9 protein-coding genes are annotated in these 16316 nt (G+C 58.0%); 5 read left to right on the top strand and 4 right to left on the bottom strand.

Going from position 1 to position 16316, the window contains the following annotated elements; genetic code table 11:
• Position 1: 1 nt before the first annotated feature.
• A complete protein-coding gene (locus RB602_RS02090; RefSeq protein WP_317082521.1) occupies positions 2–2437 on the top strand; it encodes a glycoside hydrolase family 3 protein in 2436 nt (811 codons plus the stop codon).
• The gene (locus RB602_RS02085; RefSeq protein WP_317082519.1) at positions 2434–4023 is read left to right on the top strand and encodes a sodium:solute symporter family transporter; all 1590 of its coding nucleotides are present in this window, start codon (positions 2434–2436) and stop codon (positions 4021–4023) included. Before RB602_RS02090 ends, RB602_RS02085 begins: the two co-directional genes overlap by 4 nt.
• A gap of 50 nt (positions 4024–4073) precedes the next feature.
• On the opposite strand, the gene RB602_RS02080 is transcribed toward RB602_RS02085, so the two are convergent.
• The 4 genes from RB602_RS02080 to RB602_RS02065 form a co-directional block, all read right to left on the bottom strand.
• Complete coding sequence (locus tag RB602_RS02080) at positions 4074–5027, bottom strand: formylglycine-generating enzyme family protein (protein ID WP_317082517.1); 954 nt, start codon at positions 5025–5027, stop codon at positions 4074–4076.
• A gap of 7 nt (positions 5028–5034) precedes the next feature.
• Positions 5035–6582, bottom strand: a complete 1548-nt coding sequence (locus RB602_RS02075; RefSeq protein ID WP_317082515.1) for a sulfatase family protein — start codon at positions 6580–6582, stop codon at positions 5035–5037.
• A gap of 43 nt (positions 6583–6625) precedes the next feature.
• Positions 6626–8194, bottom strand: a complete 1569-nt coding sequence (locus RB602_RS02070) for an MFS transporter (protein ID WP_317082513.1) — start codon at positions 8192–8194, stop codon at positions 6626–6628.
• A 198-nt stretch (positions 8195–8392) separates the two neighbouring features.
• Positions 8393–9415, bottom strand: a complete 1023-nt coding sequence (locus RB602_RS02065) for a LacI family DNA-binding transcriptional regulator (protein ID WP_317082510.1) — start codon at positions 9413–9415, stop codon at positions 8393–8395.
• Positions 9416–9841: 426 nt separating this feature from the next.
• Here RB602_RS02065 and RB602_RS02060 point away from each other — a divergent pair, with 426 nt between their 5' ends.
• The 3 genes from RB602_RS02060 to RB602_RS02050 are packed head-to-tail and all read left to right on the top strand — an operon-like array spanning position 9842 to position 16306.
• Positions 9842–12658: a TonB-dependent receptor gene (locus RB602_RS02060; protein WP_317082508.1), complete on the top strand. Its 2817-nt coding sequence runs from the start codon at positions 9842–9844 to the stop codon at positions 12656–12658.
• Positions 12659–12716: 58 nt separating this feature from the next.
• Positions 12717–14636, top strand: coding sequence for an alpha-amylase family glycosyl hydrolase (locus RB602_RS02055; protein WP_317082506.1), 1920 nt, complete (start codon positions 12717–12719; stop codon positions 14634–14636).
• A 50-nt stretch (positions 14637–14686) separates the two neighbouring features.
• Positions 14687–16306 (top strand): alpha-amylase family glycosyl hydrolase, encoded by a 1620-nt coding sequence (locus RB602_RS02050; protein ID WP_317084624.1) that lies wholly within the window; start codon positions 14687–14689, stop codon positions 16304–16306.
• The last annotated feature ends 10 nt before the right edge of the window (positions 16307–16316 follow it).

Raw genomic sequence — 16316 nt, 5'->3', positions numbered from 1 at the left:
CATGGTCCGCAATATTCTGGCCGCGCTTTCTATCCTTATGCTCACCTCTTGCAGCATGATGAGCGATCCGGTGACAGATCGCGCTAGCGAAATTCTGGCGCAAATGACGATGGAAGAGAAGGTCGGCCAGATTATTCAGGCGGATATCTCTGCAGTGACACCAGAGGATGTGCGCAAATACCATCTGGGTTCTGTCCTCAACGGCGGTAATTCCGCTCCCGGTGGCGGCAAGGTCGCCGATGCAAGAGAATGGCTGGCGCTTGCCGATGCCTTTTGGGAAGCCTCCACTGACAAAGGCGATGGCCGTGTCGGCATCCCGCTGATCTGGGGCACCGATGCGGTACATGGCCATAATAATCTGCAAAGCGCGGTTATCTTTCCCCATAATATCGGCCTTGGCGCCGCCAATGATCCTGACCTTATCGGTCGCATCGCCGAAGTCACTGCGCGTGAAGTGCGTGCGACCGGGCAGGAATGGACCTTTGCGCCGACACTGGCCGTGGCGCGCGATGACCGTTGGGGCCGCACGTATGAAAGCTATTCAGAAGCCCCTGATATTGTCGCCGCCTATGCCGGATCCATGGTGCAGGGCCTACAGGGGCAATCGGGCGCCGAGGACTTTCTCACCAGCGACCATGTGATTGCCACCGCCAAGCATTTTGTCGGCGATGGCGGCACCGAACAGGGCATCGACAAGGGCGATACCCAGGGCGATCTGGAGGAGATATTGACGCTGCATGGCGCGGGCTATGGACCGGCGATCTCGGCCGATGTGCAGACGGTTATGGCAAGTTTTTCCAGCATCAACGGCACCAAGATGCATGGCTATAAAGCGCTGCTCACCGACCGGCTCAAAGGCGAAATGGGCTTTGACGGCTTTGTTGTCGGCGACTGGAATGGCCATGCCGAGATACCTGGCTGCACTGCCGGCGATTGCGATGCCGCGCTGCATGCCGGGCTGGACATGTATATGGCCCCCGATAGCTGGCGCGAGCTTTATGACAATCTGCTCGACGCAGCGAAAAACGGCGATCTTGATCTTGATCGGCTTGATGATGCGGTGATGCGTATCCTCAAGGTCAAGCTGCGCGCCGGGCTGTTTGATGCACCCAAGCCGTCCGAGCGGGCATCGAGCAATGCCAGCCTATTGGGCAGCGACGCCCATCGGGAAGTGGCCCGCGAGGCGGTGCGGAAATCCTTGGTGCTGCTGAAGAACAATTCCAGCCTGTTGCCCCTGCAGAGCGGGCAGACCGTGCTGATTGCCGGAAGCGGTGCAGACAGCATCGAACAGCAATCGGGCGGATGGACATTGAACTGGCAAGGCACGGGCAACAGCAATGATGAGTTCGCCCATGCCGAGACCATTTATGCCGGGTTGAAAACGGCATTGGAGGCGATTGACAGCCGCGCCATCCTGTCGGTCGATGGCAGCTATACCGCCAAGCCCGATGTCGCCATCGTCGTCTTTGGCGAGCAGCCCTATGCCGAGTTTCGCGGTGATCGCAGTGATCTGGTCTATGAGACAGATGGTGGCAGCGACCTGGCGCTGCTGAAGAAGTTGAAGGCCGCCGATATCCCGGTTATCTCGGTGTTTCTCTCCGGAAGACCGCTCTGGGTTAATCCGCATATCAACGCCTCCGATGCTTTCATTGCGGCCTGGTTACCCGGCACAGAGGGAGGCGGCATTGCCGATGTTCTGATCGCCGACACACAGGGCCAAGCGCGCTATGACTTTACCGGCAAGCTCTCTTTCTCCTGGCCCGCCACCGGTGAAGGCACGCCGATTAATGGCAATGAAGGCGAGAAGGTCGCCTTTCCCTTTGGCTATGGCCTGGGATATGGTGACAGCAAGACCCTGGCAGCGCTGAGCGAAGACCCGGGCGTCAATCTCGATAGCCGGTTTACGGGCAAGCTGGTTGAGCGGGGCGATGCCGCTGCCGGGCTGCAAATGTATCTTGGTGATGCGTCCAACGCCAATATTCCGGTCACCACACTCACCGCCGAAAGCCTGGGCGGAGCGATAAAGCTCAGCGGTATCGACTATCGTGCGCAGGAAGATTCTCGCGCGATCCAATGGCAAGGCGGTGGCAAGGGTGAATGGAGTGTGCGCACATCGCGCGCCATTGATCTCTCCGCCCTTGGCAACGCGGCCAATCTGGCGCTGGTGATTGACTGGAAGGTGATGCAGGCGCCGAAAGCGGAGGCGACCATGTTGTGGGGCTGTGGCGCGGACTGTGCCCGCCAGGCGGATATCGGCCCATTGCTAAGCACCCTCAGCCCGCAAAGCTGGACCCGATCGGTCATCCCGCTGACCTGTTTTGGCGATCCTGCCGGGGAGCTGACCCGCATTGGCCTATCGGGCGATGATGCAATGCAGATTGCTATCCATGCCGCAGCGATTGAGGCAGCAGAGACGGCGGAGTGCCCGCTGCCATGACCCTTGCGACCACCGATCTGATCATCATAGCTGTCTATGCAGCCGGGCTGTTCGGCATCGCCTTTTGGGTATCGCGGGAGAAAAGCGGCCATGCCAAGAATACCGAGGACTATTTCCTCGCCGGTCGCGCCCTGCCCTGGTGGGCGATTGGCGCATCGCTGATCGCGTCGAATATTTCGGCGGAGCAGATTATCGGCCAGTCAGGCCAGGGCTATGCTGTCGGTATGGCCATCGCCGCCTATGAATGGCAGGCGGCGATTGTCCTGATCATCGTTGCCAAATGGTTCCTGCCGATCTTCCTCAAACACAAAATCTACACCATGCCGCAATTTCTTGATGCGCGTTATGGCTCGGGTGTCCGCATCACCACATCGATTTACTGGATCATTCTCTACACCGCGGTCAATCTGACAACGGTGCTGTGGCTTGGCGGACTCGCGGTAGTCTCGCTTACCGGCCTGCCGATTTTCACCGCCATGGCCTTGCTCGCCGGATTTGCCTTTCTCTATTCAGTCTATGGCGGGTTGAAAGCGGTGGCGCTGACCGACATCATTCAGGTGGTCATCCTGATTGTTGGTGGCCTGTTTATCACCTGGGTCGCCCTTGATCTGGTCAGTGGTGAAGAGGGTGGCGCGCTTGCCGGTTTCGCCCGCATCTATGAGGCTCTGCCCGGCCATTTCACCATGATCCTCGATGAGCAGCATCCAGCCTATGGCGATCTGCCCGGCATCTGGACCTTGCTTGGTGGCCTGTGGGTGCTGCATTTCTCCTATTGGGGCTTCAACCAATATATCATCCAGCGCGCGCTCGGTGCGGAGAACCTGAACGAGGCGCAAAAGGGCCTTGCGTTCGCCGCCTTTCTGAAGCTGCTGATCCCGTTGATCGTGGTGATCCCCGGTATTGCGATGCTGCAACTGGCGAGCCAGGGCACAATTGATGGCACTGCGCTGGCCGCAAAATCGGACAATACCTATGGCGAGCTGATCAAATTGGCGCCGGTCGGTGTGCGCGGTCTGGTCTTCGCAGCGCTGATCGCGGCAATTGTGTCATCGCTGGCATCGATGATGAACTCCATCTCCACCATCTTCACCATGGATCTCTATCGTTCATGGCAGGCGGATCGTCGCGATGAGCATTATGTGCTGGTGGGGCGTATCACTGCCTTTACCGTGATGCTGATTGCCCTGTTGCTGGCGCGTCCCTTTATCGGCGGTTTTGAGAGCGGTTTTCAGACGGTGCAGGAATATTCCGGTTTCGTTGCGCCAGGCATTGTCATCGTCTTTCTGATGGGCTTTTTCTGGAAACGGATGAATGCCGCAGGTGCCTTTACCGCTCTGCTGGCGTCTATCGCGCTCAATCTGGCACTCAAATTCGGTGCCCCGGATATCCCCTTCATCATCCGCGTCTGGATCGTCTTTATGGGCTGTCTTGCGCTGGCGGTTGTCGCCTCGTTGGCGACCGCGCCGCCTGAAGATGGCCAGCCGGTGCAATTGGGCAAGATGCAATTCTCGACCCAGGCGTTGTTTAATGGCCTTGCGCTATCAGTCGTCACATTGCTGGTCGGCTTCTACATCATTCTGTGGTGAGCTCTGCCAACTCGATCTGCTCGGGATGTCTTGGTGGAGTAGCTCAAGGCTCAATCACGCACCAGGCGAAAGCCGATATGCGATGTGCCAAAGCTGAGGTCTTGTGCTTGGCGCGCGGCGGGGCGGTAGCGATAGCAATAGGATTTGGCGCACAGAAAAGAACCGCCGCGAATGGTGCCGACACTGGCACCGGGTTGTGCCGGGTCCAGCCCATTGACGCCAGCACGGGCGCGCGCGTCATCTGAATGGTCCGGGGCATAGGGCGTCGCGGTCCATTCCCAGACATTGCCGATCATATCATAGAGGCCAAAGCCATTGGCGGGAAAGCTGCCCACCGGGGCGACACCGGCAAAGCCATCGGAAGCGGCGTCATAAGCCGGGAAGGCACCTTGCCATGTATTGGCCTTTTGCGTGACTGCTGCCGCTTCTGCATCCTCCCAGGCCATCAGCTTGCCATCCAGACCGCCACGCGCGGCATATTCCCATTCCGCCTCGCTCGGCAGGCGTCCTCCGGCCCATTTGGCATAGGCTTGCGCATCTTCGCGGGTGATATGGACAACCGGTGCTTGCGGGTCGGGTTCGTCATCCCGATCTGGGCCGAAAGGACGCTGCCAATAGGCGCCCTCGACAAGTCGCCACCAGCTGAGATTTTCCTGACGCTGCTCGGCGCTGGGGGCAAAGACCGCTGATGAGGGCGGAAGGTCGACCCCGGGGCCATCGGCTTCGTCGGCAGACCAACCACGCTCTGCCCGGGTCTTATAACCGGTGGCGTCGACAAAAGCGGCAAATTGCGCGTTGGTGACCTCGTGGCGCATCATCTCGAACGGCGCGACACAGGCTTCTCGCACCGGTCCTTCTTCGGGGTAAATCCGGCTTTCGCCCATTTGGAAACAGCCACCGGACAGTGCGACCCATTGCGGCTCACTATTCTCCTCGGGCGCTGGCGAGCAGGCAGCGGCGATGCCGACCGCCATAACTGTCAGAGCGAAACGGCGCGCCGCCATTTAGCGCCTAGCCATTGGGGACATATTGCTGCCGCCAGCCGCTAATCTCTTGCTTGAATTCGGCCACAAGGTCGGGGTGATCCGCCGCAACATCGCTATTGCTATTGGGATCGCCGGTAATGTCCCAAAGCGCGACCTCGTCAGAGTCGGTTTTCCAGACAAAATGCCAGGTCTCATCGGTGCGGTAATAGGCATCGAAGCTGCCCCCCATCATATCGGTCACCGCCTCGTCGCGTTGGCCGCGAAAATCGGTTCCGGCGCGATGGGTGTCGATACGACCGAACAGCGCCGGGCGCAATGGCGCGCTGCTCTTGCCTTCAATATGGTTGCGCAACGAATAGCCGGGCAGCTCCACCGGAGATGTCACCCCGGCATAGTCGAGCACGGTGGGCATGATATCAATCGCGTTCACCAACTGCCGCCGGTCAAGGCGCGCGGCAATTTGATCGGCCCAATAGAAGATGATCGGTGTGCGGAACGCGGTTTCAAACGCCGACCCTTTGCCGCGCGGCCCGCCATTGGGGAAGAAAAACGGGTTGTCGGCATATTCGGCGGTCGGCGGCTGTTGCCAGCCATTGTCATTGACATAGACGATCAGCGTATTGTCCATCAGCCGCTCCTCACGCAGCTTGTCGAGCAATTGGCCGACCCCCCAGTCAAACCAGGCGATATTGGCATAATACAGCTTGGCCGATTCCGAGATGTCATCACGATCCTGATAGAATTTGAAGAAGCGATCTGGCGGGTTAAGCGGCGTGTGCGGCAGCGCCGGGCCATACCACAGGAAAAACGGCTGCTCGGCATTGTCTTCGACAAAATCCAGCACCGGGGCCATAGTCTGGCGGCCAATTTCATTGCCGCGCCCGCCCATAAAGGTGAAGAACCAGTTATCGCCCAGCGCCGCTGCATCCTTCCAGTTCCATGATGGCGTCATGCCATGGGTGAAGCCGCCATGGCGATAGGATTGCTCCCACCATTTGCCGCTCTGGAACGAGACATAGCCCGCCTGTTGCAGGATGCGCGGCAGCGTCGCGATCTGCTCAATCGCGCTGGTCTCATATTGCTTCCAGAGCTGCTGCCGCTCGCGCGCCGTGTCCACTTCTTGCGGCACCGGCCCATTCGCCATGCGCGCATCGGCAATGCGGCTGGCCTGATCGGCATATTGCGAGGGATACAGGCCGGACACCAGAGATTGCAGCGTCGGACGGCAGTGATTGGCCGAGGAATGGCCGCGCTCAAACACCACGCCACCACGGCCCAATATGTCCATGTTCGGGGTGATGACATTTCGGTCGCCGAGAAAGCCAAGATAGGGCCAGCCAAGATCATCGGCGATGATAAACACAATATTGGGCGGGCCATCAGGGCGGCGCGGTATGACAGTGCGGTCAATCTCTCCGGCGATCCCGCCTTCAAAGACACCGCCAAAGGAGAAAGGCTCCGCCGCTTGCGTCTGTCCGGTCTCGGATGCAGCCTCTTGCGCCTGAACCCCTGCGCCGCCAGTGGCGAGCAAGGCAAGGCCCGAAAGCAACATTGTCAAACCCTGTCTTTTCATCGCGTCCTCCTCAATCCGCCTGCCAGTCAATCGTGCAACACTGCTATTGCGCATAAACCCCTTCGGCTTCGGGCGAGCCATCCTGACGCGCCTTGTTTTGCAGCAAGGCCTGTACCGGCAGCATGAAAAACGCGGCAATCGCCAGTGATCCGGCGGCAAAGGCCATGGTCCAGATCGGGTCATCGGGGAATAGCCAAAGCATGATCTGGCCCATCACCGTGGCCACCAATAGCTGCGGGATCACGATGAAGATGTTGAAAAGCCCCATATAGATGCCAAGCTTGGACTGGGGCAGATTGCTGGCCAAAATGGCATAGGGCATGGCCAACACCGAGGCCCATAAAATGCCAATGCCGATCTCGCACAGGATCAGCAGATATTGATCACGGATAAACATAAAGCCGAGAAACCCGAGCGCTCCGAGCAAAAGGCAAGCGGCATGGGTATAGGCGGCACCCAGCCGACGCGACAGCAGCGGCAGCAGAGTCAGCGCCGCAACCGCCGCGACGCCATTATAGATGCCGAACAATACCCCGACCCAATTGCCTGCCTGATTAAACGCGGCGCTGCCGGAATCGGTGGTGCCCCAAACATATTGCGCCACCACACGGGTGGTGAAAATCCACATGATAAACAGGGCAGACCAGCTGAAAAACTGGACAACCGCTAACCGCTTCATCACCTCTGGCATGCCGGAGAAATCGCCGACAATGCTGCTCAACATATTGGTGCGGTTGCCCGCCTTGGCGAGCTGGATCGCCAGCATGGACGCCAATCCGTAAAACACCAGCAAGCCGCCGAGCAGATACACTTCTTTTTCAAGGTCAAGCCGGTTCACCAGCAGCAGCACTAATGCACCCGCGGCAATCCAAAGCATGCCGCTGCCAAAGGATTTGGCCGCAAGCGCGCGGATTGGCGAGCCGGAGGGCTCGGCATCCGGCCCTTCAAAACGGCGCATCTCGTCCGGGCTGTATTCGCGGGTAAACACCACCGTCCACAACACCGCCAGGAACAGCACCACCGCGCCGAACCAGAAGCTGTAGCGCACCGTATCGGGCACCACGCCCGGCGGTGCGACATTGGCGACACCCGCCCAATCGAGGAAGAAGGGGAAGAAAGACCCGATACAGGCCCCGGCGCCGATAAATCCGGTTTGCACGATATAACCGGCGGTATGCTGGTCAGTACGCAGCATATCGCCGACAAAGGCGCGGAACGGCTCCATCGAGACATTGAGCGAAGCGTCGAGCACCCACAGCATAAAGGCCGCGAACAGCAAATAGGGGGCAAGCGGCATGATAAACAGCGAGATCGCCGCCAGGATTGCGCCAGCGAGAAAATAGGGGCGGCGGCGGCCGAGCTTGGTCCAGGTCTTGTCGCTGAAATAGCCGATAATCGGCTGCACCAACAGGCCAGTCAGTGGCGCGGCAACCCAAAGCGCGGGCAGATCATCGACCGCCGTCCCCAGTGTCTCGAAGATGCGGCTCATATTGGAGTTCTGCAACGCGAACCCGATCTGGATACCAAAAAAGCCGAAGCTGATATTCCACAGCCCCCAGAAACTCTGGCGCGGCTTTTCCGCAATGCCGGGGGCGGCACTCTGCCCTGTCATTATGTCTCTCCTCATCATGGCCGGGCATCTTTTTGATGATTTTGTGCCGGTCCATGAAAACTGCAAAAAATGCCGGTCCAGCTTACGCGCCCAATGAGACAGGGCAATATCGCACAGGGTGTTTCCGGGTCATGTATACGAATACCTCAGCCATGAAAGCGCGCCTTGGGCGTGCAATTTGGCGCAGTCGCCGCCAATTCAGTTGCTATGGCTGCCGCAGCTTTCGCGCACGATCAGGCGTGTGGGCAGGATGGCGGGCTCCACCTCCTGCCCCTCAATCGCGGCAATAAGCGAGCGCACCAAAGCCCGACCCGCGCTTTGCGCATCCTGCATCACCGTGGTCAACGCCGGATTGGTGAGGGCAGCCGAAGCAATATTGTCAAAGCCGACAATGGCGATGTCCTGTGGCAATTGCTTGCCCGCCTCACGCATCGCCCGCATCGCGCCTATCGCGATCAGGTCGCTGGCGGCAAACACCGCATCGCATTCAGGATAGTCGGTGAGCATTTGCTGCGCCGCGCGATAGCCATCTTCCTCGCTCGACATCGCCTCAAATTGTGGCGGGCTCTGCCCTTCGCCGAGTGCCGTGCAAAATCCGGCATAGCGGTCATGAAACTCGGGAAAGTTGGGTGTCGCGGTGCCCAAAAAGGCAATATGCTTGCGCCCGCATCCTATCAGATGCTCGCCCGCAATGCGTCCGGCACCAATATTGTCCGAGCCCAATGTGATCCCGGCCATGTCGTCACTCTGCGGACCCCAGCGGACAAATTGGGTGCCATCGGCCTTGAGCGCCTCAAGCCGTTCAACATGGTCACGAAAATCGCCATAGCCGAGCAGGATGATGCCATCGGCGCGGCGGCTGTCCTGATAGCGCGCATGCCAATTGTCATCGGTCTGCTGGAACGATACCAACAGGTCATAGCCGCGGCGGGAGGACTCGCGGATGATGGTCCCCAGCATCGACTGAAAAAACGGGTTGATATTGGACTCATCGCCACTGTCATCCTCAAACAGCAGCAGCGCCAGCGTATTGGCGCGCTGCGAGCGCAGGCTCGAGGCATTGCGGTCAACAGTGTAGTTCAATTCCCGGGCAATACGCTCAATCTTCTCACGCGTCTTGGCGCTTACCGCCGGGCTGCCGCGCAGGGCGCGCGATACCGTTGGCTGAGAGACGCCTGCGAGATAGGCAATGTCAAAAGAGGTCGGGCGGGAATTGGGCATGGTGTGAGTCGCAAATGAACCGTGTCTGAATCTGTAAACAGGCGTCTGACTGTACATCTTAGGCCCATTTGCCAAGAAATACGCACGATAATTGTCTGCACCGCAACACCCTTTGCATCCATTGCAAGACTGTTTTGCGCGGGATTTATGCAAGCCACTGTATATAGTAGATTATTTTATGCATTGGCCGCGCCAATTACTTGCTGATCATGGGCGTTGAAGACGCGATAATGCCGCAGTGCAGCATTGTTTCGGTGCAGATTTGAATACGTATGCCCGCTATTAGCACCGTCATTTTCCCGTCATATGCGGAAGCGTTCGGCGATCCAAGGCGCCGCGAAATATGCAATTGGTTCTGCACCAACCGACCCGATCAAAGGGGCCATAAAGGCAATTTGGTGGCGCAGAAAATGGGGAGAGAACAGCATGAGCAAACAGTCATCCATCGTGTCCGGCGTCAGCGGCATTGCCCTCAGCTTTGGCCTGCTCGCAGCCAGCCCGGCGGCCTATGCGCAAGACACGCAAGACACCGAGCCGCAACAGCAAGCCGAAGACGAAGAGTTTGACGATGATGATGTGATCGTGGTTTCCGGCTTCCGCTCATCGGTGGCCAATGCGGTGCAGGAAAAGCGCAATCTGGACTTTATCGCAGAAGTTGTCAGCGCCGATGATATTGCAGGCCTGCCCGATGTCTCCATCGCGGAATCACTGGCCCGTCTGCCCGGTGTTACCTCACAGCGTACCGGCGGCCAGGCCAGCGCCATCAATATTCGCGGCCTGTCACAGGATCTGGTGTCCGCCTCGCTCAACGGTCGCGAACAGGTCGCCACCAGCGGCAACCGGATTATCGAGTTCAACCAATATCCATCCGAGCTGATCCGTCAGGCAGCGGTGTACAAAACGCCGATGGCCTCGATCATTGAAGGCGGCGTCGCTGGCCGGGTTGAGCTGGAAACGGCGCGACCGCTGGATAATAAGGAAGACTTTACCGCGACGTTCAATATCCGCGCCCTTTACAATGATCGTGCAGATCAAAGCCCCGATGTTGGCGAGTTTGGCTATCGCTTCTCCGCATCGATTCAAGGCAAGCTGGCCAATGACACGCTGGGCTATGCGCTGGGCTATGCGAAACTGTATCAGCCCAATGTCGCGACCCGCTTTGTGCAATTTGACTTCCCGATTCCCGGCAACAACGGTTCTCCCGGAGACAGCGACCTGGATGGCAATGGCACTCCGGATCGCCGTTCCTTCGGCTATGAGGGCGTTCAATTCGGTGGTCGTGAAGACCGTGATGGCCTGATCGGCGTGCTGCAATGGGAGCCGACGCCAGAGTTTCGCGTCATGGTCGATGGCTATTATTCGCGCCTGCAATCAGATGTGAAACGCAGAGGCTTCCGGGTTTTCTCCACCCAGAGCGGTGACACCATCATTACCGATCCGACAATCGTGAACAACGCTGTAACCGGTGGCACCTTCACCAACCAGCGCGGTGTGAACGATTTTAATTTCGCTCTCGGGACAACTTTGGTCAATCAGGACGAGGGACGCGATGACGAGCTCTACACCTTTGGCGGTAACATCGCCTGGGATGTGTCGGACAGCTTTACCGCCGCGCTCGACGTCAGCTATTCGCGCGGGGAGAGTTTCTTCACAAACGCGGGCATCAATTCAGCGCCATTCACCAGAAACGCTGATGGCGATTTGGTGCGTCAGGACTCTGTTCCGGGTCTGATATCAACAACATTCCAAACCAACCGGCTCGATCTTCCCACGATCAGCAATATATCCGGCAATTTCACCGATACATCCGAGTTTCTGGTTGATGGCCAGTTCCTGGTGCCGCAAAGAGACGTGGACGATCTGTTTGCGGTCGCGCTTGATTTTGATGTTGATTTGAATAGCAGCTTCTTCAGCAGCTTTGAGTTTGGAACCCGCTATGCGACTAGGGATACGCAGCGTACCGTCACCTCCTTGAACCTCCCCAATGGGTTTCCTGGCGTTCCCTTCCAGGTTCCGGACGAACTGGTAACCATTGCCGGGTTTGAAGGCGGCTTTGCAGCAAATGGTTTCCCCGATTTTGCCGTTTTTGATATCGACGGCGTCTACAATCTAGCCCTCGGCAATGACCTTGGCGTCAATCAACCTACCGATCAGTCACAGCCCTTCACCTTAGAACAGAGTTTCGGTGTAGCCGAGGATGTCTGGGCAGGCTATGCTCAACTGAATTTTGACGGTGAAGCGGGCACTATTGGTGTGCGCGGCAATATTGGTCTGCGCCTTGTCAACACAGACCAGTCGTCAAACTTCCTCTCCGGCGGAGACGTTGCTTCGGATGGCGCGAATTATTGGGATGTCTTGCCGTCAGCAAACCTCATCCTTGATCTGTCGCCGACGGATGTGCTGCGCATCAGCTATACCCGCCAGCTTTCGCGTCCACCGCTCATTGATCTGGGCGGTGCGATCAACGCCACTTTTGGTCTTGATGGTGTACCCGCTGGCGGTGGCGGCAACCCGCAATTGCGTCCGTTCCGCGCCAATCAGTTCGACATCAGCTATGAGCATTATTTCGGCAATGACGGCGTTTTCGCCGCGGCGCTTTTCTACAAGCATCTGGAAAGCTTTATCATTGGCGGCGTCGTTCCCGATTTCAACTTTGTGGATGCAGGCGTGTTCATCGCTCCTCCTGCAGGAGACGTTACAGCCCCATTTCAGGAAACTGGCCCACTCTCAGCGCCTGTTAACGGCGATGGCGGCTATGTCTGGGGCTTGGAGCTGAACTTCACCTACAGCTTTGACGATCTGCTGCCGGCACCGCTGGACGGTTTCGGGGTTATCATGAACTACTCTTTCTCCCAGAGTGAGCTTGATTTCCCCGATGACCGTAGCGGGCTGGATATTAGCCTGCCGCTGCCCGGTCTTTCCGAGCATGTCTTCAACCCGACGCTCTATTATGAGAAGTCCGGTTTTGGTGGTCGTGTCGGCATGCGCCATCGGTCCAGCTTTGTGGCACCGCAAATCGGCATCTCGCAATTTGTCGTAACCAACGCACCGGAAACCGTGTTTGACGCCCAGCTTTCCTATGAATTCTCGGAAACCAGCACGCTTTCGGGTCTGAAGCTCTTGGCCCAGGCGAATAACTTCACCGATGAGCCGACCCGCAGCTTCTTCGGAACCCGTGACCAGACCGGTACGCTACAGTTCTTTGGCCGCACCTTTTTCCTGGGGGCGACCTATAGTTTCTGATCACTAAACCAACCACGCGCATTGCGCAGCCATTTTGGGCCAAGATAAGAGGTAAGATATGAAAAAGTCTTTTGTTTCCACCCTGAGCCCTTTTTGGACGCGCCGCGCGGCGCAATATGGTTCGGCCCTGTTGGGCGGTGCGCTTTTGGCCGCCGCCCCGGTTGCCGCACAGGATCATGTGCCAACACCACCGGCGCAATATGGTGCGGATGCCAGCCTCGCCGAGGTGCGCGCGCGGTTGCCGCAGGATGAGATCATCTATTTCGTCTTGCCGGACCGCTTTGCCAATGCCGACCCTGACAATGATCGTGGTGGCCTGACCGGCGGTGCGCTGAAAACCGGATATGACCCGACGCATAAGGGCTTTTATCATGGCGGCGATCTTAAAGGACTGATCGAGAAGCTCGACTATATCGAGGATATGGGCATCACCGCGATCTGGTTCGCCCCGATCTTCACCAACAAGCCGGTCCAGGGCGATCCGGGCGAAGAATCCGCCGGTTATCATGGCTATTGGGTGACCGACTTCACCAAGGTTGACCCGCATTTCGGCACCAATGAGGATTTCAAGACCTTTGTCGAAGCCGCGCATGCGCGGGGGATGAAGGTCTATATGGACATCATCACCAATCACACCGCCGATGTCATCGTTTTTCGCGACGGCGATGAGAATGGCTATCGCTATCGCTCGATCGCCGATTATCCCTGGTCCACCAAAGGCGATGCCGATGGCGAACCGATCAATGACGGTTTCCTCGGCGAGAAGGTACTGACCGAAGAGAATTTTTCCCGGCTCACCGACCCCAATTTTGCCTATCAGCCCTATGTCCCGGCCGAAGAGGCAGATGTTAAGCGTCCGGCGTGGCTCAACAATCCGATCTATTACCATAATCGCGGTGATACGACCTTCACCGGCGAAAGCAGTCGCATGGGCGATTTTGTCGGCCTGGATGACGTGATGACCGAGCATCCGCGTGTGGTTGCCGGGTTTATCGAGGTATACGCCGACTGGATCCGCGATTTTGGAGTTGATGGCTTCCGCATCGATACCGCGCGCCATGTCAATCCGGAATTCTGGCAGCAATTTGTGCCAGCCATGTTGCAGGTGGCCAAGGAACAGGGGATTCCCAACTTCCATATCTTTGGCGAGGTCTATTCCGAAACCGCCGATCCGGGCTATCTGGCACAATATTCGGTGCGCGATGGCTTCCCGGCATTGCTCGATTTCTCGTTCCGTGCCGCAATGCGCGAGACGCTCAAATCCGATGGCGCGACCAATAATCTCTTTCGCCATTATGCAGGCGATGTGCTCTATGCTGGCGGCGAAAAAGCCGCTTTGCAGCTACCGACATTTCTCGGCAATCATGATGTCGCGCGGTTCTCGACCGTGATCAAGCAAGACAATCCCGATATCAGCCAGGAAGAATTGCTGGCGCGGGTCAAGCTTGGGCATATGATGATGCTCGGCCTGCGCGGCGTGCCGACAATCTATTCCGGTACAGAACAGGGCTTTGTCGGCGATGGCAATGATCAGGCCGCGCGCGAAGACATGTTCCCCTCAAAGGTGGACAGCTATAATGATAATGACCTGATCGGCACCGATGCCACCACCGCTGAGGACAATTTTGATCAGAGTCATGTGCTTTATCAAACCGTCGCGGACTTCGCCAAGCTGCGGCGTGACCATCCGGCCTTGCGCCGCGGCCGCCAGCTGCCGCGGGCCAATGGCGATACGCCGGGCCTGTTTGCGGTGTCACGCTTTGAGCCTGATACTGATCGCGAATATGTGTTGGTGTACAACACATCTGCCGAACCGGTTCAGGGCAATGTCCGCATGGGCTATGGCGTTAGGCAGGTTGAAAGCATCTATGGCGACTGCGCCAGCAGCGTGCGCGCACCGGGTGCGCTGGCGGTATCTTTACCGGCCTTTGGTGCGCTGATCTGCGCTGAAGTACGTGATGATGGAGATGCTGAGTGAATCAGGTTTCGGCCTTAAGCGACCTCCCCGGGCAAAGCGTAGCACAGATAATGGCCGATGACCCGCTGGCGGCAGAGATAGCCGCCCAGCCATGGTGGCGCGGTGCCTCTATCTATCAGATTTATCCGCGCAGCTTCATGGACTCCAATGGCGATGGTATTGGTGATCTGCCTGGCATTACCAGCCATCTGGGCCATGTCGCCGATCTCGGCGCCGATGCCATCTGGATATCGCCTTTCTTCACCTCGCCAATGCTTGATTTTGGCTATGATGTTGCGGCGTTTCGCGATGTTGATCCGATTTTCGGCACGCTCGATGATTTTGACGCACTTGTCGCTCGCGCTCATGGGCTCGGGCTGAAGGTGATTATCGATCAGGTCTATTCGCACAGCTCTGACCTGCATCGCTGGTTCACAGAAAGCCGCAGCAGCCGCGACAATGACAAGGCCGACTGGTATGTCTGGGCCGATGCCAAAAGCGATGGCACGCCGCCGAATAACTGGCAGTCGATATTCTCCGGCCCGGCATGGTCATGGGATGCGCGACGCGGCCAATATTATTTCCACAATTTCCTGCCGCAGCAGCCTGACCTCAACCTGCACAATCCCGAGGTGCAGGAAGAGCTACTCAATGTCGGGCGGTTCTGGCTGGATCGCGGCGTCAACGGGTTTCGTATCGATGCGGTGCTGCACATGATGCACAATCAGGCGCTTACCGATAATCCGCCAAATAATGACCCCCATCGTCTGCGCGCGCGCAGCCATGACTTTCAGCAGAATATCCATAACCAGGCCCAGCCCGAGGTGCTCGATTTTCTCGCCCGTGTGCGGAAAATGACCGATGAATATGGCGCGGTTTTCACCGTTGCCGAAGTTGGCGGCAGTGCAGATGCCGGGCCTTTCTTACAAGCCTGTGCCGATGGCAAGCGCGTCAACAGCGCCTATGGCTTTGACTTTCTCTATGCCTCGGCGCTGACGCCCAGCCTTGTCTGCGATACGCAAAGCCGCTGGAAAGAGGGCCCGGGCCATGGCTGGCCGAGCTGGGCGTTTGAGAATCATGACGCACCGCGTGCGCTGTCGCGCTGGGCACAGGGGCATGACCACAAAGCCTTTGCCACGATGAAAATGGCGTTGCTAACCGCCTTGCGTGGCAGCATCATCCTCTATCAGGGTGAAGAGCTGGGGCTGGATCAGGTCGATATTCCGTTCGAGCTGGTACAGGACCCGGAAGCGCTGAAAAACTGGCCGCTGACCCTGTCACGTGATGGTGCGCGCACGCCACTGCCCTGGCAGGGGAATGCAGCACATGGCGGCTTTACCGAGGGCGAGCCATGGCTGCCGCTGGGCGAAGAACATCGCGCGCTCGCCATTGATGTGCAAGAGGGCGATCCGCAATCGCTGCTCGAGATAACCCGGCAGTTGCTGACCATGCGGCGTGAGCATCCGACGTTGCGCTTTGGCTCGGCGCGCTGTTCGCATCGCGACGACAAAGTGCTGACCATGATCCGCCAGAGCGAGCAGCAGACGCTGTGCTGTATCTTCAATATGAGTGATGAGGAACAAGCCGTCGGCACCCTGCCCTGCGATGCCGAGGCGGACATTGTCTTTACCGCCAATGGCGCGACGCGTGAGGTTCTGCCACCCTTTGGCGTGATTTTCTTGGCTTGCTGATACCAATTTT

Source organism: Parasphingorhabdus sp. SCSIO 66989 (genome assembly GCF_032852305.1).
Taxonomy (GTDB): Bacteria; Pseudomonadota; Alphaproteobacteria; order Sphingomonadales; family Sphingomonadaceae; genus Alterisphingorhabdus; species Alterisphingorhabdus coralli.
The sequence above is the reverse complement of the archived record's forward strand: the minus strand, read 5'-3'. Positions and strand labels throughout refer to the sequence as shown.

What these genes read in the sequence shown, in the direction of transcription:
- RB602_RS02050 (WP_317084624.1), top strand. Translation starts at nt 14,687, where the DNA reads ATGGCCGATGACCCGCTGGCGGCAGAGATAGCCGCCCAGCCATGGTGG.
- RB602_RS02055 (WP_317082506.1), top strand. Translation starts at nt 12,717, where the DNA reads ATGAAAAAGTCTTTTGTTTCCACCCTGAGCCCTTTTTGGACGCGCCGC.
- RB602_RS02080 (WP_317082517.1), bottom strand. Translation starts at nt 5,027, where the DNA reads ATGGCGGCGCGCCGTTTCGCTCTGACAGTTATGGCGGTCGGCATCGCC.
- RB602_RS02070 (WP_317082513.1), bottom strand. Translation starts at nt 8,194, where the DNA reads ATGACAGGGCAGAGTGCCGCCCCCGGCATTGCGGAAAAGCCGCGCCAG.
- RB602_RS02090 (WP_317082521.1), top strand. Translation starts at nt 2, where the DNA reads ATGGTCCGCAATATTCTGGCCGCGCTTTCTATCCTTATGCTCACCTCT.
- RB602_RS02065 (WP_317082510.1), bottom strand. Translation starts at nt 9,415, where the DNA reads ATGCCCAATTCCCGCCCGACCTCTTTTGACATTGCCTATCTCGCAGGC.
- RB602_RS02085 (WP_317082519.1), top strand. Translation starts at nt 2,434, where the DNA reads ATGACCCTTGCGACCACCGATCTGATCATCATAGCTGTCTATGCAGCC.
- RB602_RS02075 (WP_317082515.1), bottom strand. Translation starts at nt 6,582, where the DNA reads ATGAAAAGACAGGGTTTGACAATGTTGCTTTCGGGCCTTGCCTTGCTC.
- RB602_RS02060 (WP_317082508.1), top strand. Translation starts at nt 9,842, where the DNA reads ATGAGCAAACAGTCATCCATCGTGTCCGGCGTCAGCGGCATTGCCCTC.